The organism is Palaeococcus pacificus DY20341, from assembly GCF_000725425.1.
In the GTDB taxonomy this organism is placed as follows: Archaea; Methanobacteriota_B; Thermococci; order Thermococcales; family Thermococcaceae; genus Palaeococcus; species Palaeococcus pacificus.
In genome coordinates this window covers 1433674-1452100 of the sequence record NZ_CP006019.1, presented here as the reverse complement: position 1 = coordinate 1452100, position 18427 = coordinate 1433674, and the positions used below count along the sequence as shown (strand labels likewise).

Genomic DNA, 18427 nt, shown 5'->3' with positions numbered 1-18427 from the left:
CATCACTCCTCCGTAAGAGTTCTGTAAACCTCAAGGAATGCCTTCTTCCCTAACCGAGACCTCTTTATCCTGTCTGAGATTTCCGCTATGTCAAACGCCACAATCTCAAAATTTTCTTTTATGGCTCTCAGCACCTCTAAAAGTTCTTCCAAAGTGAGTTCGCCATGCTGAAAGCGCGCTATCTTGTATTCTGGCCTTAAGACATCTAAATCAACGGTTAAATATACCTCATTACCTAAATATTTCTTAGTTTCCTTGATCACTCTCTCGACTCCGTGGGTTTGAAGGTTTACATAACCTTTCCATCCTTTGCTCGTTTTTCTGCTCCGATTTAGAGCTGGGAAAATTTTCACTCTCCTATCCCAGAGCTGAGTTCTTGGAGTAGAAGGAATCATCAACGTTGCTCCTATAACCACAGCTCTATTAACAATCTTCTCTTCGAGAGAAAAAGCCAGCCATGAACCATGATCAAGGTAATCATGCATCAAATCCGTATGAGAATCTATGCTTATTAGAGCCGCAGGTCTGAGCTTCTTTATAATTCCATAAGTTGCTAGGTGCTCTCCCACGATGTATGTTTTATCCTTGGGCAGAGTATTTGGCAAAAGCTCGACATTATTTGATTCAACAATTATGTAACTGTCTAACAAATTGTTCTTTTTGAGGAGGTTCAGGACGTAAAGCACTCCTTCTTTGTTGGGCTTCTCTCCAAATGGAACAAATGTGGGCATACTCTCACCAAATGTTAAATCCCTTTAAAAGCTTTTAAACTTTAGCAAAAAAATTCGATTGGTGATTGTATGGAGCGCTACACCTTCTTGGTGAAAGTTCCCAAAGGATACGATATTGAAGAGATTAGTAGAGAGGTTAGAGCTTTTGTGGAGGAACATTTTGGAGACGAAGTCGAAATTACGGCTCACAAATGCATCGGACTAACGGTAGATTTGGTAATAGTATACAATGGGGGTATTGTGCTTATAAAGCGCAGAAACTATCCATATAAAGATCATTGGGCTTTGCCTGGCGGATTTGTGGAGTATGGTGAACGCGTGGAAGATGCAGCTGTGAGAGAAGCGAAAGAGGAAACCGGACTTAATGTTGAGCTTCTCGGACTAGTGGGAGTATACAGCGACCCACATAGGGATCCAAGAGGACATACTGTTACAACCGCTTTTTTAGCGGTGGGAAGAGGAGAGCTAAAAGGCGGTGACGATGCAAAAGAAGCTAGGGTCTTCACTTTTCAGGAGCTTAAAGAAATTCCCTTGGCCTTTGATCATGCAGAGATAATAAACGATGCTCTAAAACTTCTTGAAGAGAACAATGCCAAAAAGCTTATTAGTTCGCTTCGATAAAAATTTTAATGGTGGTTGCATGAGGCCAAAGGTTTTAGTTTTGTTTAAAATGAAGAGTAAGCCTTTAGAGGAGCTTAAAAAATATTGCGATGTTGATCTTCTTGTCTATCCGAGCAAAGAAGAGCTCCTAAAAGTTATTGCTAAGTATGATGCTTTAATCGTTTCTCCACTCAATAGAATTGATGGAGAGGTTATTGAAAAAGCCGAGCGGTTAAAAGTCATAAGCACTCATTCAGCTGGCTACGATCACATAGACGTCGAAGCAGCGACAAAGAAGGGGATTTATGTAACAAAAGTGAGCGGCGTTTTAAGCGAAGCGGTTGCAGAGTTTGCGATTGGACTAATGATTGCTCTCCTCAGAAAGATAGCTTATACCGATAAATTCATTCGCTTAGGAAAGTGGGAGTCCCATAGGACAGTTTGGAGCAAATTTAAGGACATCGAGACAGTTTATGGTAAAAAAGTGGGTATTTTGGGTATGGGTCCCATAGGAAAGGCGATAGCGAAGAGGGCCAAAGCCCTGGGAACAGAGATCTACTACTGGTCAAGGCATAGAAAAGAGGATATTGAGGAAGAAGTTGGGGCAAAGTACCTACCCCTTGAAGAAGTGTTAACGGAGAGTGACATAGTAGTGCTGGCTTTGCCAGCAGCAAAAGAGACTTATCACATAATCAATGAGGAGAGATTAAAGCTTCTTGAGGGCAAATATTTGATAAACATTGGAAGAGGGACACTGATAGACGAAAAAGCCTTAATTAAGGCTCTTAAAGAAGGAAAGCTCAAAGGCTTTGCGACGGATGTTTACGAAAAGGAACCCCTCCAGGAGAGCGAACTCTTTGAAATGGGGTGGGAGACTGTTTTAACTCCTCATCATGCAGGCTTGTCTGAGGAAGCTATGGAAGATATGGGTTTTCAAGCTGTTAAAAACCTCCTCGCGATTTTTAGAGGGGAGATTCCAAAGGATTTAGTAAATGGGGAAGTTTTCAAAATTAAGAGGATAGATGAGGTAAAGATGCTTTAGAGGTGTAAACGATGAGCGGTCTGATAGAAGAGCTTAGGGAGATAACACAAATTCCCGGCATCTCGGGATATGAGGAAAAAGTTAGAAAAAAGCTTATTGAGTGGGTTAAGCCTTTTGCGGATTACAAGGTCGATGAGATTGGAAATCTAATTGTGGAGCTCGGCGAAGGCGAAGAAAAGCTTTTGTTCATGGCCCACATAGATGAAATCGGGCTCCTCATTACGGGCATAACTAAAGACGGTAAGCTCAAGTTTAGGAAGATTGGGGGCATTGACGACAGGCTTTTGCTTGGAAGACACGTCGATGTGATAACCGAAGGAGGGAAGCTTGACGGTGTCATAGGCGTAACCCCTGTCCATCTGAACCTCCAGAGAAAGTTTGAAACTATCCCCTGGCACGCTTTGGAGATTGATATCGGAGCAGAGTCAAAAGAAGAGGCCCTTGAACTCGGAGTTAAGCCCTTAGACTATGCTGTCTTCAAGAAGCACTTTGGCGTGCTGAACAACAAGTTCGTCTCAACGCGCTCCCTCGATGATAGATTTGGAGCCGTTGCACTGTTTGAGGCAATTAAGGATTTGGTTGATCATGATTTAAGTGGTAAGGTTATTTTTGCTTTTACAGTGCAGGAGGAAATTGGACTTAAAGGTGCTAAATTTTTAGCAAGCAGATACAATCCAAAGTACGCTGTGGCTGTTGATAGCTTTGCCTGCTGCTCTTTCCTCACAGGTGATGTTAAGCTCGGAGGTGGAGCGGTTATAAGGGCGGTGGACAACTCCGCAATTTACACGAGAGCTTTAGCTAGACAAGTATGGGACATAGCTGAGAAAAATGAAATTCCAATACAAATCGGCGTTACAGGAGGAGGAACGGACGCTTCAGTGTTCCAGCACAAGAGCGAGGTCTTGGCTTTAAGCGTGCCCATAAGATACCTCCACTCCGAGGCTGAGATGCTGCATTTAACGGACTTGGAGGCTTTAATAAAGCTTATTGAAGCAATGGCGTTTGAACTCTAGGGGGGTGATTGAGTGCTTAAATACGCGTCTTACTTTTTCGTTGGTATATTCATAGGAATATTGGCTGCTATGTTCGGACTTGGCGGAGGGTTTTTGATAGTCCCGACTCTCAACCTCTTGGGTGTTGAAATCCATCACGCCGTTGGAACATCTTCCGCGGCCGTTGTGTTTACTTCACTTTCTTCGGCTATCGCCTACTCGAGGCAAAAGAGGATTCACTATAAAGTGGGCATTCTCTTAGCCATTCCTGCCGTGGTTGGTGCCTATATCGGTGCTTGGCTAACCTCCTTCCTAAACCCTGCCCAGCTTAAGACTATCTTTGGAGCAGTGCTCATAATCGTAGCAGTCAGGATTTATAGGAAAAAAACAGTGGAGCCGAGTGAAATTAAGCTTGAGGACGTTGAGGTTAACTATAATCTCGTGCCCATTGGGGGCTTCTTCGCTGGTATAGCCTCAGGCCTCTTGGGTGTTGGAGGAGGTATAATAAACGTTCCATTTCTCACTTACCTCGGCCTGCCGATTCACTATGCCGTTGCAACTTCAAGCTTTGCCATCGTTTTCACAGCTTTGAGCGGAGCAACGAAGCACTATCTCTTGGGCAATGTCGAGCTCAGCTGGCTCGTGTTATTGGTTCCGGGCCTTATCGTTGGTGCGCAAATAGGGGCAAGAGTGGCAAAGAGGACTAAAGCGAGCAGCTTAAAGAGGGCATTCGCCGGGGTCATGCTGATCCTCGCTTTGAGGATGATTTTAAAGGGATTGGGCTTTGCCGTTCCCTGAACTCAACTTTTTTAGTTTTAAAACCATCAAAAAGTTTAAAGATTTTTACTTCTAATACGAAGTTTGGTGAGATTATGAAAAAGCTTATCGCACTTTTGCTCATTCTCACAATTCCTTTTGTCTCTGCTTCATGGATCAGGACTTTTGATGCGGGAGGCAATGAGAAAGTTAAAGACCTAGAAATCTATGATGGGCTTTATGTAGTAGGCTACAGTGAAGGTCATTGGGCTCCTTTTATAATGAAGTTCAGCATTAATGGGAGTGAGCTTTGGGGGCTGCTCATAGATGAGAAGGGTGCTAATCTTAATGATGCTATAATAGCGGGTGATAGAATCTACGCGGTTGGAAGCTTAAAGGGAAAAGTTCTGATAGTTGAGCTCTCCAAAGACGGCGAGCTGTTAAAGGGCTTGGTGGGAGATGATGGGGAGCTCCTAAGCATTGTGAGCGCGAATGAGAGCATATTTGTATCGGGCAACGGAGAAAAAGCGTTCATAGCGCGCCTTGAGGATGGAGGGCTTGAGGGCGTTCGGGTAAACTGGAGCACCGATGTCAAAATAGCTCCCGCAGAAAATGGCCTATATGCTGCCTTCGCCTTCATGAATGATTGGCCTTTCGGTTTGCCTTCATCGGAAGGGGTGGTAGCAAAGCTCACCTTCACCCTCGAGCCAGAGTGGGCGGTTTCTATAGATGGAACGCCATTATCAATAGCCTCCGACGGGGAAAACGCGTATATAGGAGGCTATGCTCATGAAGAAGCATTTTTAGCGAAAGTAATGAGCAATGGGAACGTCTCTTGGGCTCTACAGTTTGGAGGAACATGGAGCTGGGTCAACAGTGTTTGTGTTAACGGGAGCATCTATGCGGCAGGGTTATACGATTACAACGAGGACTACTCCATGGATCCGGACGGGGGTATGATGACGAAAGTAGTTGGAAAAGTTGACGGCTTCCTTCTCATGTTTGGTCGAGATGGGGAATATCTTGGGGGAGTCGCGATAAGCGGGGAAGGAGGAGAAAACGCTGAGATGGTTGTTGTTAGAGACCATATTTATCTCACTGGATATGCGGGCTCCGAAAGAGCATGGTTCAGGGACATAATGGTGGAGCCTGTGAAGTTCGCCCTCCACAGCCGTCAGATAAAAATCACGACAATGCCGTTCGAGATGCGTCTCAAAAATGTATCCCTAAAAACCGCCTATCCCACAAACGCCACTAGAGAGCTAAGCCCCGCCATAATCGCGGGGAGGGCCTTTGGAGTTGAGGGCTTCATAGCTGGGATACATCCCTCAGAGCTGAGAGTGTTTAGGGAAAGCACTACAACAACGCTTAAGAATGATATCACGACAAAAATTAGCACAACTAAAAGCGAAACTGCTTCCATTGCTTATCCAGAAGAGGAAAGGGGAGCATACTCATGGCTAATGCTTGTGCTGATTGTTCTTTTAGCTGTAATGCTCATTAGAAGAAGATTTATTGGGAGATAGTCAATGCTCCAACCTATGACGAAAGCCTTAAAAACCCAAGCCCTCTTTGTATGTTTGGGCACGGGCCGGTAGCTCAGTTTGGGAGAGCGCTGGCTTCGCAAGCCAGAGGCCGCGGGTTCAAATCCCGCCCGGTCCACCAATAACATTTCTGGGGGAAAATTTTAGAGATGTTTTCTGTGTTATGGCCATATTGAACTTATAACAAAGGTTAAAGAATGAACTCTCTTTTGAATCTATAACCGTATTATAAGGGTATACAAAAAACTTTTAGTAAATTAAAGAAGAAAATTATGACGGGTGATATAATCGTGGAGATTGTTAAAACGGGTTTGTCCGAGATAGATTCTGCTTTGGGAGGAGGTTTAGTTAACAGAGGGAACTTGTTGATCGCATACGACAGGAGATCATTGGGATGGCTAATTGGAATAAAAATATTTAAGAGCATAGTAGAAGACGGCGCAATGGGGGTTATACTTAACACCACCTTACCAATTTCAAAGCTTGAGTTGAGGGCAAGTTATGTTGGCTTGGATATCCAAAAGGAAGGCGAAGCAGGCAATCTTTACATAATTGATCTTTTTGGCTCTAAATACAGGATTCCAGATGAGAGACATTATATTATCCAAATAGAAGATTGGAGCGATGATACTGGAATCTCTAAGCTGATTAATATATATTATGAACTAGCTTCAAAACTGTCCAAGGATGCACTGATTGTAGGTCTTGTAGCTACTATTGAAGGAATTTATCATGAATTTGGCAAAGAGGTTATGGATAGGATTATTAGGGCATCACTTGCAAGTTTTGAGAAAGAGCCATTAAAGAGTCTCAGGATTAATACAATCTCACTTTTGAATAAAGAAGCTGTTCCAGAGTATGTTAGTGCTTGGCTTTATAGCCTCAATGATCAGATTATAGAGTTTGTTTCGCAAATGGGACCGGTAGGATTACAAGAGACTATCTTAATTCCAAAATCCTTGATTCCCAGCTTTAGGCCACGTCATTACACTATAAAACTTTCAGAGGAACATTTTATTCAACTCTTTTGAGATTTTGTTTTTTCTCTGCTTTTCTTCCAGAACCTTCATTTGATCTCAAAAGACTTTAAATCGAATAAAAATTAAAAAGAACTTAATTTTGGTTAAACAAAAACCTAGGGCAGCTCATTAATGATACACAACTTCATTATTTCCACTGCCACATCCTCAATGAGGTTATGCTTGTAGTTTATTATCTCTCATTCTGTTAAGTACTTTAAGAAAGAGCACGGTCCTTTGGTTAGGTCTTTCTTGTAATTTTCTTCCTCGAGGAGTCTTTAACTGTTTTAATCTTTTATGTTTGCACCGGTCTCTGAGGCTTAAGCTTATTAAGCCAAAGGTACTATTATCGCACGGGGTGAGCCAATGCTAATTGGAGTTATGAGCGACACACATGATAATCTTCCAGCTATTAGAAAAGCCGTTGAGCTATTTAACAAAGAGGGTGTTGATCTCGTGATTCACTGCGGTGATTATGTAGCTCCCTTCGTTAAAAAAGAGCTCTCGAAGCTTAAGGCTCCTTTAAAAGGCATTTTTGGAAACAATGATGGGGAAAAAGAAGGCCTTAGGCAAGCTTTGGGGGTAGAGGATGAGATTTTAGAGCTGAATGTAGATGGAATAAAGATAGCAGTTCTCCACGGTACGGATGAGAGAATAGTGCGTGCTTTTGCAAGAAGCCAGCTCTATGACATAGTCATCAGAGGGCACACCCACAAGTATGAAATAGTCGAATTCGGGCGGACGATACTTCTAAACCCTGGAGAAGTGGGAGGCTACGTAAGCGGGATAAAAAGTGTGGCATTTATCGACACTCAAAAGAGAGAGATAAAGATCTTAAACTTAGAAACAGGAGAACCTTTGGGTTTTATGAGCCTTTAATTTTAACTTTTTTTGACACATTTTTGAAAAACCTTTTATAATTTGGAAGTAGTTAGTATTAATGGGATTGAGGATGATAAACAGTGAAATTTTAGTTCCGCAAGAGAGGTATGACTCATTGGTGTTTATAGGTATAGGGAGCGGTGAAAAAATTGAATTCATAAAAGTCTATGCCGAAGACAAAAACAAAGCTATTGATCTCTTAAATTTGTTCTTCTACGAGCAGGGAATTCACCCAATGGACTTTCTCGTTGTGGATCAGGGATTTGAAGATGTATCTCATAAAGAGATAATAAGCACGAAGACTGAGGAAGAGCTTTCGGCCTATCTCTCGAGGATGGGGCTTAAGCTCATATCTAATGGTGTTCTCTATCTCCAAGGTAAAGACTCTATATATCAGCTCACGGCAATAAGCAAAGAGCTATATGCCAAAATAAAGAAGCAGAAAGGGGCTAAAAACGGAGATGCAAAAAAGGAGCTAAAAGAGATTGCACCTTACTTTGATTTAAAGAGCATTCCTAAGGAAGAAGTCCCAGAGGAATACATTAAGCTATTCGCATCCCTAAACCTCATGCAGGATGTTTTAATAATAAATGAAGCAGAGATTGATGTTGAAAAAGTCCTTAAAGAGAGCATTCGAGGACAGGTGTTAATCCCACGGCAGATTGAGATAGAGGAAGAGCTACTCATTCGCATATTCGATAGGGAATATCACTCAGAGGTAGCTTCCGCAGTTGATCAAATACTCGTGAAAACCCCTATGGTATACTGGGACTACTATGTTGACTCAATCAGCGATTTCAAATTCAAGAAGATTGAGGAGAGAATATTTTCCGCTCCAATATTTCTAAAAGCAACAAAAGGATTTTTAATACTCTCCGACCCTCCAAGAGAACTCGTCAAAAAACTAAAGCGAATTAAAAAGAGGGGATACGTGAAGTTCCGCTTTAGGAACAAGTATCACAAAATACCCGTGAACTTTACCCTGATTGTGGAGACTACCGAAAATCCCCACCATCTGAACCTAAACTTCCCAATAACATTAAAGCTGCCAAAACTGGATGAAAATACCTGGAGCAAACTGATTAAAGAGGAGTTTGGCTTTGATTTGAATATTGCGGACATAAGGAGAATTCCAAGGGAAAACCGCACTATGACGGCATTTAAAAATCTAAAAATCCTCCACAGAAAGTTGAAAGAGATGTACCCTGAAAAAGACGAGCTAGAGCTTTTAAGGGAGACCATTGATATAATGATTGGGGAGGTCAAATGATAAGAATAGATGGGAGCTATGGGGAAGGAGGAGGCCAAATACTGAGAACTGCCGTGGCACTTTCCGCAATAACCGGAGAGCCGATTGAAGTAGTAAACATTCGTGCAAACCGGCCGAATCCGGGACTTAGGCCTCAGCACCTTCATGCTATTTTGGGAGTAAAAGAACTCTGCAATGCAGAAGTTGAAGGAGCAAAAGTAGGCTCCACCCTTTTAAGGTTCTATCCACATGAGGTTAGAGCAAAGCATGTTGAAGTCCCTATAAAGACTGCGGGAAGTGTAACTCTTGTTCTTCAAGCTCTTTTACCTGTTATGACATTTGCCAAGAGTGAGGTAAGCTTTAAAATTACCGGAGGAACTGATGTCCCCTGGTCGCCACCAGTTGACTACTTAAAGCACGTAACACTTTTCGCGCTAGAAAAAATTGGAATAACTGCCGAAATAGAAATTAGGAAGAGAGGACACTACCCAAGAGGCGGCGGACTCGTTATTGGGAGAGTTGAACCATGGGAAAAGAGAAAAGAGCTGGTAGCAAGGACGTTCAATAGGATAGAGAGCTTTGATGGGATAAGCCACTCCACAAACCTGCCTTCTCACGTAGCAGAGAGGCAGGTCAAAAGTGCTCAAGAGCACCTTAAAAAGAAGTTCCCAAGCAGCTCTATTAGCATAAGCACGGAAGTTGGCAAATCATTAGGGCCTGGGAGCGGGATAGTACTTTGGGCAAACACCGACGTTCTAAGGCTTGGAGGGGATGCACTGGGGAAGAGGGGAAAGCCCGCTGAAGTGGTGGGTAAAGAAGCTGCGGAGGAACTCATAGAGGAGCTCGAACCAAAGCATGCGGTTGATAAGTTCTTAGGAGACCAGTTAATTCCATTCTTGGCCTTTGCCGGTGGTGAAATCTGGGTGAGTGAAATCACTAAGCATCTCTTAACCAACGTTTGGGTTGTGGAGCAGTTCTTTGGAAAAGTGTTTGAGATTGAAGGCAGGCTGGGAGAACCAGGTAAGGTTAAAGTCGTTGAAAAAGTTTTTTTATAAGAGTGAACTTTTTCTCATGTTGTTTTGTATTCTTTTGAGCATTTTACGGCCATGAAAACCCTTTTAAACTTTACAAACTACAAAGGCTTAGATTGAAGCTAACAGGTGATTCTTATGAGCATGGAAGAGAAGGTTAATGAACTGCATGAAAAAAAGGAAAAGATTCTCCAAATGGGTGGAGAGAAAGCTATAGAAAAGCAGCACGCTAAAGGCAAGCTAACTGCTAGGGAAAGGATTGAAAAGCTCCTTGATCCTGGAAGCTTTGTGGAGATAGGCATGTTCGTTAGGCATAGAGGCACCGAGTTCGGTCTTGACAAGAAAGAACTCCCTGCTGATGGTGTTGTAACCGGTTATGGAACTATCGATGGGCGCTTGGTCTTTGTTTACTCTCAAGACTTCACAGTAATGGGCGGTTCTTTGGGAGAGATGCACGCGGCGAAGATTAAGCGTGTTATGGAGCTCGCAATGGAAGCAGGCGCTCCAATTATCGGGTTGAATGACTCCGGTGGAGCAAGGATACAAGAGGGTGTTGACTCACTCAAAGGCTATGGTGACATATTCAAGATGAACACATTGGCGAGCGGCGTTGTTCCGCAGATAACCGTTATTATGGGTCCATGTGCTGGAGGAGCAGTTTACAGCCCTGCAATTGGAGACTTTATAGTTATGGTGAACAACCCAGCAACGTTCATGTTTATCACAGGTCCTCAAGTCGTCAAAGCTGTTACAGGTGTTGAGGTCTCTCCAGAACAGCTTGGAGGAGGTATGGTTCACGCTCAAAAGAGCGGACAAGCCCATTTGATAGCCAACAGCGATGAGGAAGCGTTGGCTTTGGTTAGGAAGCTTGTTAGTTATCTTCCATCAAATAACATGGAAAAGCCACCAAAGCTACCAACGAGCGACCTTCCCTTCAGAAAGAGTGAGAAGCTCTATGAAATAGTTCCAGATGATCCAAATAAGGGCTACGACGTTAGGCAGGTTATATATGAGATAGTTGATAGAGATGCCAATGGAAACCCTGACTTTTTGGAGGTACTTCCGTACTTCGCTCCAAACGCCGTTGTCGGCTTTGGAAGAATGAACGGCCAAACCGTTGGTATCGTTGCGAACAATCCAATTCACTTCGCTGGTGTCCTCGACATAGACAGCTCGGACAAAATAGCGCGCTTTGTTAGGACTTGTGATGCCTACAACATACCTATTGTAACCTTAGTTGACGTTCCCGGCTATCTCCCCGGCGTTCAACAAGAGTATGGAGGGATCATAAGGCACGGTGCTAAGGTTCTCTACGCTTATGCAGAGGCAACCGTCCCAATGGTAACCATAATCCTGAGGAAAGCCTATGGTGGCGCTTACCTCGCTATGGGCTCAAAGCACCTTGGAGCGGACTTTGTTTACGCTTGGCCAACGGCAGAGATAGCGGTTATGGGTCCTGAGGGAGCAGCTAACATCATCTTTAGGAAGGATATAGCTAGTGCAGAGAACCCCGAAGAGGTTAGACAGCAAAAGATTAAGGAATACAGGGACAGGTTTGCCAACCCATATGTCGCAGCTGCAAGGGGATACATAGACGACGTTATCGACCCCGCAGAGACGAGGGGTAAGATAATAATGGCCCTCGAGGCGCTGAGCTCAAAGCGCGTTAAGCTCCCACCAAAGAAGCACGGAAACATCCCACTGTGAGGTGTAAAAGATGGTAACGACTCAAGCCATCTTAGAAGGCCTCTACATAACTGTGCTGGGCGTCACGGTGGTCTTTGGCGTCCTCATTCTCTTATCTTTGGCAATGTATGGCATAGGCTACGTTGAAAAGGCCCTAACACTGCCCAAGAAAGCAAAGAAAGTTGAAGTAAAAGAAGAGAAAGCTAAACCAGAGGTTAAAGAAGAAGCACCATCAATTGAGCCAAAGAAGCTTGCCGTTATAACCGCCGCGATTTTAGCTTATGTAGCAGAAAAGAACGCCCAACTGAGGCCGCTGCCATTTAAAAAGAAGCCTACCGATTACTGGTCTCTTTATGGCCTTCAAAGCCAAATGGAAGAGGTTGAGAACTTTAACTATGAGCTAGGAAATTGGTGATAATAGTTGAGGTGAATGGTATGAAGGGTAAAGTTAAGGTCATCGTTGATGGAGTCTCATATGAAGTTGAAATTGAGGAATTGGGTGGAGGAAAGTTCAAAGTCTCATTTGAAGGTGAGAGCTACGAAGTTCAAGCTAAGGATTTGGGAATACCAATGACAGCTATGCACGCCCCAGCAGAGGTTCAGGTTCCAAGCGCCCCCGTTTCAGCTCCCTCTCCTGTTCCTGCTGCTCCGATTGAAGCTCCAAAACCCCAAGTATCCGCCGGGGGGAATGCTGTTACTGCACCGATGCCCGGTAAAATCTTGAAGGTACTTGTTAAAGAGGGTGATTCTGTTAAGACTGGTCAAGGCTTGCTTATTTTGGAGGCCATGAAGATGGAGAATGAGATACCTTCTCCGGTGGATGGTGTGGTTAAGACAATCCACGTTAAAGAAGGCGACACCGTCGACACAGGACAGCTATTAATAGAGCTCGGGTGATGGAAGATGGCCGGATTAGAGCAGGCAGTCATAGAATTCTTTAGGGGCATGGGATTGCTCAACCTAACTCTAGGGAATGTGCTCATGATATTGGTAGGCTTGACGCTCGTTTATTTGGCAATTTACAGAGAAATGGAGCCATTATTGCTCCTACCCATAGGTATAAGCGCCGTCCTCGTTAATCTTCCTTTGACAGGAATAGTAGAGCCTCCGCACGGACTTTTCTATCTCATAAAGCACTACCTCATTGAGACCGAGATAGTTCCACTGCTGATATTCTTTGGTCTTGGAGCAATGACAGACTTCGGTCCTATGATAGCCGATCCAAAGACGGCCTTATTGGGAGCTGCAGCCCAAATCGGTGTCTTTATAGCTATGCTAACAGCTATCCTCTTAGGATTTACTCCTGCAGAAGCTGGTTCGATAGGTATTATTGGCGGTGCCGACGGTCCCACCACGATTTATCTAACGACCAAATTGGCCCCACACCTATTAGGTGCCACTGCTGTAGCTGCCTACTCTTACATGTCCCTTGTCCCACTAATCCAGCCACCGGTCATTAAAGCCCTAACAACTCCAGAAGAGAGAAGGATTAGAATGGAGCAGCTTAGGCCAGTTTCAAAGCGTGAAAAGATACTCTTCCCAATTGCATCAATGATAATTATTACCCTCCTCGTTCCTGCTGCCGGTCCTCTGGTTGGAATGCTCATGATAGGCAACCTTTTTAGGGAGAGCGGCGTCGTGGAGAGGCTTAGCAAAGCGGCAAGGGAAGAGCTGATGAACATCGTTACAATATTCCTCGGACTTGGTGTCGGTTCAACCATGCAGGCCGAGGCTTTCTTAACAGTTAAAACGCTCATGATTCTCGGCTTGGGTGTCGTAGCCTTCGCAAGCGCTACCGCTGGAGGAGTATTGTTAGGAAAGCTCATGATGAAGCTCAGCGGAGGAAGAATAAACCCAATGATAGGTGCTGCCGGTGTTAGTGCCGTTCCAATGAGTGCCCGTGTTGTCCAAAAGCTTGCAAGTGAAGAAGACCCAGGAAACTTCCTCTTAATGCATGCAATGGGACCAAACGTCGCTGGTGTTATTGGAACAGCCGTTGCCGCTGGTGTCCTCTTGAGCGCTTTGGGATGAGGCTCTGCTATGCAGAGCGATCTCTGCGCACTTTTCTCTTTTCATTCTCTAACTCGATTCATGAGAGAATGAGCATTTTTAAAAGCCAACCCGTCTAATAGCTAATAGGTGGTGAGGATGAAGGTTCTTCATAGGGACATGAAAAAAGGTGAGATTAAAGTCAAAGCTGAGACTCTCGATGATCTGTGGCATCTCTATCACATAGTTGAGGAAGGTGACGTCGTTTACGCTAAAACACTGAGGAAGAAAGCCCAGAGGAGCGACTCCCTTAGGGCCGAGAAGGTGGAGGTAATTCCGGTCTTTTTGGGCGTTAGGGCGGAGAAGATTGACTTCCACCGCTTTGCCAACAACCTGAGGATAAACGGGCCCATAGTTTATACCTCCAATGAGGAAGTGCCCCTTGGGAAGTACCACACAATCACAGTTGGAGAGGGCACAGTAATAACAATTCAAAAGCCCAAGTGGAAGGGCTACCAGCTCGATAGGCTCAAGGAAGCGGTTGATGCATCTAAGAGGGCTAAGGTCATGATAGTTGTCATTGACGATGGCGAGGCCGATATGGCGGTGGTTAGAGAATACGGCGTGGACATAGTGACGAGCATAAGACACAACATAGGAGGAAAGAGGTACAACACCAACCGCGAGGCTGATGAGAAGAAGTTCTTCCACGATGTGGCTAAAACCATGGAGGAGATAATTCAGAGGGAGAGCGTTGAGAGGGCCATTGTTGCAGGGCCGGGCTTCGTTAAGGAGGACTTTTACAGGTTCCTTCAGGAGAACTATCAAGACTTAGCAAAGAAAGTTGTTGTGGAAGATACGAGCGTCACAGGCAGGACGGGAATTTACGAGGTCATCAGGCGCGGCACGGTTGATAGGGTTTACCACGAAAACCGTGTAGCTAAGGAAGTTCAGCTCGTTGAGCGCGTAATAGAGGAGATTGCAAAGAACGGTCTGGTGGCATATGGTCTAAAAGAAGTTGAGGAAGCCGCCAATTATGGGGCAATAGAGAAGCTCCTCGTTTTGGATGAGCTCCTCAGGGGAGAGCACAAGGACAAAGTGGAGCAGCTCATGGAGTTCGTCAGGGGAATGCGCGGCGAGGTCATCGTCGTGAGCTCGGAGCACGAAGGAGGAGACAAGCTTAGGGCGATAGGTGGAATAGCGGCGCTCTTGAGGTACAAGATCAAGTGACTTTTGGCTGTTTTTGTTTATTTTACATTTATACGAACATTTGTTGATAACTCTTATATGTTCTTTTTTTCCTACTGTTTGAAGAAAAGTTTATATACGATAAGCCACATATTTTTGGAGACTTCTTTAATGGAGGTAACGGGATGCGATTCCTAATAAGACTCAAAAGTGAGAATTCCTTTAAAATTCCGTACAACCACAACCACTATCTTCAAGGCTTGATTTATAGAAGGATTCAAAGAACCAACCCTGATTTGAGCTTAGCTCTTCACAGGCCCAAAACACCAAAGCTCTTCACGTTTTCGCTCTTCATGGCCAAGAAAAGAAGACAAGGAGATGGTTTCCTCATTGGAGAAGAGCATGGATTCTTCTACTTCTCAACACCCATTGCGGAGATAGCGGAAGCTTTCATAGGGGGCCTTCTGCAGGAGCCTGAGGTAAAGCTTTGGGACGAGAGATTCTACGTTGAGAGCGTTAAAGCCCTTTCGGAGCCACATTCACTGAGCGGTAAAACCTTCTCAACGCTCTCTCCAATAGCGGTGACAACCCTAAAGCCGAGCTTTGGAAGGCTTAAACACTATGATCTGGGGCCGGATGACCCCAAGTTTTACGAGAATCTAGAAGAGAACCTGAGGGAGAAGTACATTCTCCTCTATGGTAAAAAGCCTCCGGAGGACTTTGAGATTAAAGTGCTAAATGCTAAATCAAAGAGGCTTCAAGTAAAGCCGGGGATTTACCAAATCGCCTGGCACCTTGTGTTTAAGGCGTATGGCGATGAAGATCTCCTAAAGGTCGGCTATCAAGCCGGCTTCGGGGAGAAGAACTCCTTAGGATTTGGGATGGTGAAGGTTGATAAACCAAGAAAATCCAGAAGAGGAGGTGGAAAGGATTCCAAAAGAGAAAACACTTGAGAAATTTTTGATGAATACTCACGTAAAAATATCACAAAAACAATCTACCTCCAGTGGAGACATTAAAGCAGAACCCGAAACTCACGAACCGCTTCTTAACTGGACAGGACATCCCTTCGTTGATGCAGGTCTTGTGGCGATTCTCTTGCTCAGCGGCAAAGAAAAACCGGAAGGTCTAACTAAAGAGGACATTGAGAGGGCGATAGAATTTGTGGCAGAGCTTTATGCTACAAAGGAATGGAGTTCGAGCTATCTGCATGCTATGGTAATGCCTAATAATGGAATAATTCTAGCAAATCCCGGAACAACTGGACCAATAAGTACGGCAGTCAAAAATGCAATAAAACAAGAAAACGGCTTAGAGCTCAGCGAAGATGCAAAAAAAGAACTCACTAAGAGGATAGCTAAAAACTTCGATGATCTCCTAGCTAACGAGGTGGTTATGTTTCTTGAATCTATTTCACAGAAATATTCTAACCAGGATATTAAAGACATTGAGAAATTCGCCAAAGAGATTGCTAAGCTAGTGGTTTCCCAACCGTTCGTTATACAAGCACTCAAAAGACGCATTAAAAGCAACTTGAGTGAACTCTTTAATGACATCGTACAAGCTTCTATCGGCGATTCAATTTGTATACTGTGTGGTAAACGACAGACATATCACAAAAAAGGCATATATCGTGCTGTTTTCCCACTACTTGGTACAGGTGATGTTCCAAATTATTTCCATTCCGCTAACATCCACGGTGCAGATGTGTGTGCTCACTGCCTCTTCTTAACTCAGTTCATGCCTTTGGCAGCTTACAGACTTTCGAGAGTCTTGGTCATTCACGCATACCCCTACGATCTCATGCTTACGCTATCAAAGGAAGCACTGGAGGATATAAAAAAGACTAAACTTGCATCGAATGCAAGGGGTTTCAAGAGGCCCGAGAACTTCCTGTTTCACATTATAGGAGAGATCACCAGAAGAATAGAGCGCGATGATTATTGGGAAAATGGTTCAGTGACACTTTACTACTTTGCCTGCAACAACCAGAGCCAAGAGCTTGATGTTATCCCTATTCCTAATTCAGCACTTCGCTTTGTCACCTACGCGAGCCTCGTTGACTATACAGGATGGAAGCACATCGTGGCAATGGGGTGGAGAAAAAGGCCTAAAGAGGAGCAGTTTGAAGAGTTCGAGCGCAAATATCCGAATGAGGTCTACGCAAAGCTTCTCAATAACGAGAGCATTTTAGGTTATTTCTATGATACTCAAAAGAGAAAAGCCAACACGAACTGGCGCCTTTTGGCTTTTTACTGTAAGGAGGTGTTGGGTTTGGATAAGGATGCGTTGGAGTTTATCAAAGGTGTTGGGGATAGAATTGTTGAAACCATTGAAAAGCTTCCAGACAACCAACTAAAGAGACGCGTAAGAGAGCTAGAAAACGTAAACAGACTCTATCAGTTTGAAGCATTCTTTATTGGCCTCGAAAAGCTTCGCCAAGAAAAGAGCATTGAAAAACCTCTTATGACATTCGATGAGTTCGCGAGGATTCTAACGAGCTATGGCGAGGACATAAACGTCTCATGGAAGACCGTTAGGAACCTCCTTCTATTCCGCATCTACGAAAAGCTCCATAATAGGTTGATGAAGGCTTCTGAAGAGCCGGAAGGATCCGAAGAGGAGGAATACTCAGTTTATGGTGTTGGAGGTGATGAAGAATGAGGTTTGCGGTTGGAATAGTCTTGATTGATGCCCCACATTCGGCCTTGAATATGCTTGGTATAGATGAAAGTCTCGCAGATAGGAACGTTACAAGGGTTAAGAAGCTCCGCAAGGGAGGGAAAAGCTATCCGTACGTTTCCCCACAAGCTTGGCGCTATTGGTGGAGAAAGACTTTAGCAGAGCACTTCAACTGGGAGCTTTCGCCCCTCTTTAGGGAGCAGAAACAGGTCTTTACTGCGGCGAATCCCATCGACTATCCCGATGACGACGTCTTCGGCTACATGAGGGCCTTCAAGAAGGGTAACACCAACATAACCGTTACACGTGTTTCTCCGCTTAAAAACACGCCATTGATTTCTGTTCTGCCTGACAGAAGCTCCGTCACCACTGATGAAGGCTATGCCTCAAGACACGAAGGCGACCCCGTACCATACTCTCAGGAATTCTACTCTACAGTGCTCAAGGGAGCATTTTCCCTCGATCTCGACTCTGTTGGTAGGTTCACTCGTATAGACAAAGCAGGTTTCAAAAATCTCCTTGACAAAGATTCAATCAAGAACAAGGAACTCAAAAAGGAAGTGGAAGAAATGGAAAAGAAAGCTGAAGAGCTCGGTGTGCAGATGAATAGGAAGGAGTGGCTTATGCCATCAAATATTAGAAAGAAGAGAGCTAGTGAAACCATCAAGGCCATTCGCTACTTCTTGGGTGGTGCAAAGCAGACCCAGTACCTCACCGATGTAACACCGAAGTTCGTGATTCTGGCCATGTTTGAGGGTGGCATAAACCCGTTCATAAGCAATGTGGTTTATGACGATAGAGGAGAAATCAAGCTCGATAATGAAGCAATAATCTCAAGAATTTTAGAGTTCAAAGACCTTCTAAACCCAAAGAAAGTCTTCATAGGTAAAGATAAGAGTTTCATGCGCGAGTGGGAGGACGCGCTAAAGAAGGTCAAAGAGGAACTCGAAAAGGACAAAATTGAGGTCGTTCTGACGACGGTGGGTGATGCCGTAGAAGCCTTCGCGAAGGAAGTTGAAGCATACTACGGGTGAGC

At 44.3% G+C, this 18427-nt stretch carries 18 protein-coding genes and 1 tRNA gene; 18 read left to right on the top strand and 1 reads right to left on the bottom strand.

Annotation, left to right across the window (positions count from 1 at the left end):
* Window positions 1-2 precede the first annotated feature (2 nt).
* The gene (locus tag PAP_RS07890) at window positions 3-731 is read right to left on the bottom strand and encodes an arginase family protein (protein ID WP_048165496.1); all 729 of its coding nucleotides are present in this window, start codon (window positions 729-731) and stop codon (window positions 3-5) included.
* A 69-nt stretch (window positions 732-800) separates the two neighbouring features.
* On the opposite strand from PAP_RS07890, the gene PAP_RS07885 reads away from it, so the two are divergent.
* The 18 genes from PAP_RS07885 (at window position 801) to cas7i (ending at window position 18425) form a co-directional block, all read left to right on the top strand.
* Window positions 801-1352: an NUDIX domain-containing protein gene (locus PAP_RS07885; RefSeq protein ID WP_048165495.1), complete on the top strand. Its 552-nt coding sequence runs from the start codon at window positions 801-803 to the stop codon at window positions 1350-1352.
* Between the two features lie 19 nt (window positions 1353-1371).
* Window positions 1372-2373: a 2-hydroxyacid dehydrogenase gene (locus tag PAP_RS07880; protein WP_048165494.1), complete on the top strand. Its 1002-nt coding sequence runs from the start codon at window positions 1372-1374 to the stop codon at window positions 2371-2373.
* An 11-nt stretch (window positions 2374-2384) separates the two neighbouring features.
* Window positions 2385-3386 (top strand): M42 family metallopeptidase, encoded by a 1002-nt coding sequence (locus tag PAP_RS07875; protein WP_048165493.1) that lies wholly within the window; start codon window positions 2385-2387, stop codon window positions 3384-3386.
* Between the two features lie 12 nt (window positions 3387-3398).
* Complete coding sequence (locus PAP_RS07870; RefSeq protein WP_048165492.1) at window positions 3399-4163, top strand: sulfite exporter TauE/SafE family protein; 765 nt, start codon at window positions 3399-3401, stop codon at window positions 4161-4163.
* Window positions 4164-4237: 74 nt separating this feature from the next.
* Window positions 4238-5647, top strand: a complete 1410-nt coding sequence (locus tag PAP_RS07865; RefSeq protein ID WP_048165491.1) for a hypothetical protein — start codon at window positions 4238-4240, stop codon at window positions 5645-5647.
* A 62-nt stretch (window positions 5648-5709) separates the two neighbouring features.
* Window positions 5710-5786, top strand: a tRNA-Ala gene (locus PAP_RS07860).
* Between the two features lie 151 nt (window positions 5787-5937).
* On the top strand, window positions 5938-6696 hold the full coding sequence (locus PAP_RS07855; protein ID WP_144368010.1) for a hypothetical protein: 759 nt from the start codon (window positions 5938-5940) through the stop codon (window positions 6694-6696).
* Between the two features lie 354 nt (window positions 6697-7050).
* Entirely contained in the window at window positions 7051-7563 is a 513-nt protein-coding gene (locus PAP_RS07850) for a metallophosphoesterase (protein ID WP_048165489.1), read from the top strand.
* A 61-nt stretch (window positions 7564-7624) separates the two neighbouring features.
* On the top strand, window positions 7625-8836 hold the full coding sequence (locus PAP_RS07845; RefSeq protein ID WP_144368009.1) for a hypothetical protein: 1212 nt from the start codon (window positions 7625-7627) through the stop codon (window positions 8834-8836).
* Window positions 8833-9870 carry an RNA 3'-terminal phosphate cyclase gene (gene rtcA / locus PAP_RS07840; protein ID WP_048165487.1) on the top strand — a complete coding sequence of 346 codons (1038 nt, stop codon included), beginning with the start codon at window positions 8833-8835 and terminating at the stop codon, window positions 9868-9870. Before PAP_RS07845 ends, rtcA begins: the two co-directional genes overlap by 4 nt.
* A gap of 114 nt (window positions 9871-9984) precedes the next feature.
* Window positions 9985-11553, top strand: a complete 1569-nt coding sequence (locus PAP_RS07835) for a carboxyl transferase domain-containing protein (RefSeq protein ID WP_048165486.1) — start codon at window positions 9985-9987, stop codon at window positions 11551-11553.
* A gap of 10 nt (window positions 11554-11563) precedes the next feature.
* Complete coding sequence (locus PAP_RS07830) at window positions 11564-11947, top strand: OadG family protein (RefSeq protein ID WP_048165485.1); 384 nt, start codon at window positions 11564-11566, stop codon at window positions 11945-11947.
* A gap of 20 nt (window positions 11948-11967) precedes the next feature.
* A complete protein-coding gene (locus PAP_RS07825) occupies window positions 11968-12429 on the top strand; it encodes an acetyl-CoA carboxylase biotin carboxyl carrier protein subunit (protein WP_048165484.1) in 462 nt (153 codons plus the stop codon).
* Between the two features lie 6 nt (window positions 12430-12435).
* Entirely contained in the window at window positions 12436-13563 is a 1128-nt protein-coding gene (locus tag PAP_RS07820; protein ID WP_048165483.1) for a sodium ion-translocating decarboxylase subunit beta, read from the top strand.
* 117 nt (window positions 13564-13680) lie between these two features.
* Window positions 13681-14751: an mRNA surveillance protein pelota gene (locus PAP_RS07815; RefSeq protein ID WP_048165482.1), complete on the top strand. Its 1071-nt coding sequence runs from the start codon at window positions 13681-13683 to the stop codon at window positions 14749-14751.
* Between the two features lie 143 nt (window positions 14752-14894).
* A complete protein-coding gene (gene cas6 / locus PAP_RS07810; RefSeq protein ID WP_048165481.1) occupies window positions 14895-15662 on the top strand; it encodes a CRISPR-associated endoribonuclease Cas6 in 768 nt (255 codons plus the stop codon).
* Window positions 15631-17373: a type I-B CRISPR-associated protein Cas8b1/Cst1 gene (gene cas8a1 / locus PAP_RS07805; RefSeq protein ID WP_236626979.1), complete on the top strand. Its 1743-nt coding sequence runs from the start codon at window positions 15631-15633 to the stop codon at window positions 17371-17373. Before cas6 ends, cas8a1 begins: the two co-directional genes overlap by 32 nt.
* Window positions 17370-18425 carry a type I-B CRISPR-associated protein Cas7/Cst2/DevR gene (gene cas7i, locus PAP_RS07800; RefSeq protein WP_048165480.1) on the top strand — a complete coding sequence of 352 codons (1056 nt, stop codon included), beginning with the start codon at window positions 17370-17372 and terminating at the stop codon, window positions 18423-18425. Before cas8a1 ends, cas7i begins: the two co-directional genes overlap by 4 nt.
* Window positions 18426-18427: the final 2 nt, after the last annotated feature.

Coding starts and splice junctions, on each gene's coding strand:
- PAP_RS07890 (WP_048165496.1), bottom strand. CDS start 731: ATGCCCACATTTGTTCCATTTGGAGAGAAGCCCAACAAAGAAGGAGTG.
- PAP_RS07885 (WP_048165495.1), top strand. CDS start 801: ATGGAGCGCTACACCTTCTTGGTGAAAGTTCCCAAAGGATACGATATT.
- PAP_RS07880 (WP_048165494.1), top strand. CDS start 1,372: ATGAGGCCAAAGGTTTTAGTTTTGTTTAAAATGAAGAGTAAGCCTTTA.
- PAP_RS07875 (WP_048165493.1), top strand. CDS start 2,385: ATGAGCGGTCTGATAGAAGAGCTTAGGGAGATAACACAAATTCCCGGC.
- PAP_RS07865 (WP_048165491.1), top strand. CDS start 4,238: ATGAAAAAGCTTATCGCACTTTTGCTCATTCTCACAATTCCTTTTGTC.
- PAP_RS07855 (WP_144368010.1), top strand. CDS start 5,938: ATGACGGGTGATATAATCGTGGAGATTGTTAAAACGGGTTTGTCCGAG.
- PAP_RS07850 (WP_048165489.1), top strand. CDS start 7,051: ATGCTAATTGGAGTTATGAGCGACACACATGATAATCTTCCAGCTATT.
- PAP_RS07845 (WP_144368009.1), top strand. CDS start 7,625: ATGGGATTGAGGATGATAAACAGTGAAATTTTAGTTCCGCAAGAGAGG.
- rtcA (WP_048165487.1), top strand. CDS start 8,833: ATGATAAGAATAGATGGGAGCTATGGGGAAGGAGGAGGCCAAATACTG.
- PAP_RS07835 (WP_048165486.1), top strand. CDS start 9,985: ATGAGCATGGAAGAGAAGGTTAATGAACTGCATGAAAAAAAGGAAAAG.
- PAP_RS07830 (WP_048165485.1), top strand. CDS start 11,564: ATGGTAACGACTCAAGCCATCTTAGAAGGCCTCTACATAACTGTGCTG.
- PAP_RS07825 (WP_048165484.1), top strand. CDS start 11,968: ATGAAGGGTAAAGTTAAGGTCATCGTTGATGGAGTCTCATATGAAGTT.
- PAP_RS07820 (WP_048165483.1), top strand. CDS start 12,436: ATGGCCGGATTAGAGCAGGCAGTCATAGAATTCTTTAGGGGCATGGGA.
- PAP_RS07815 (WP_048165482.1), top strand. CDS start 13,681: ATGAAGGTTCTTCATAGGGACATGAAAAAAGGTGAGATTAAAGTCAAA.
- cas6 (WP_048165481.1), top strand. CDS start 14,895: ATGCGATTCCTAATAAGACTCAAAAGTGAGAATTCCTTTAAAATTCCG.
- cas7i (WP_048165480.1), top strand. CDS start 17,370: ATGAGGTTTGCGGTTGGAATAGTCTTGATTGATGCCCCACATTCGGCC.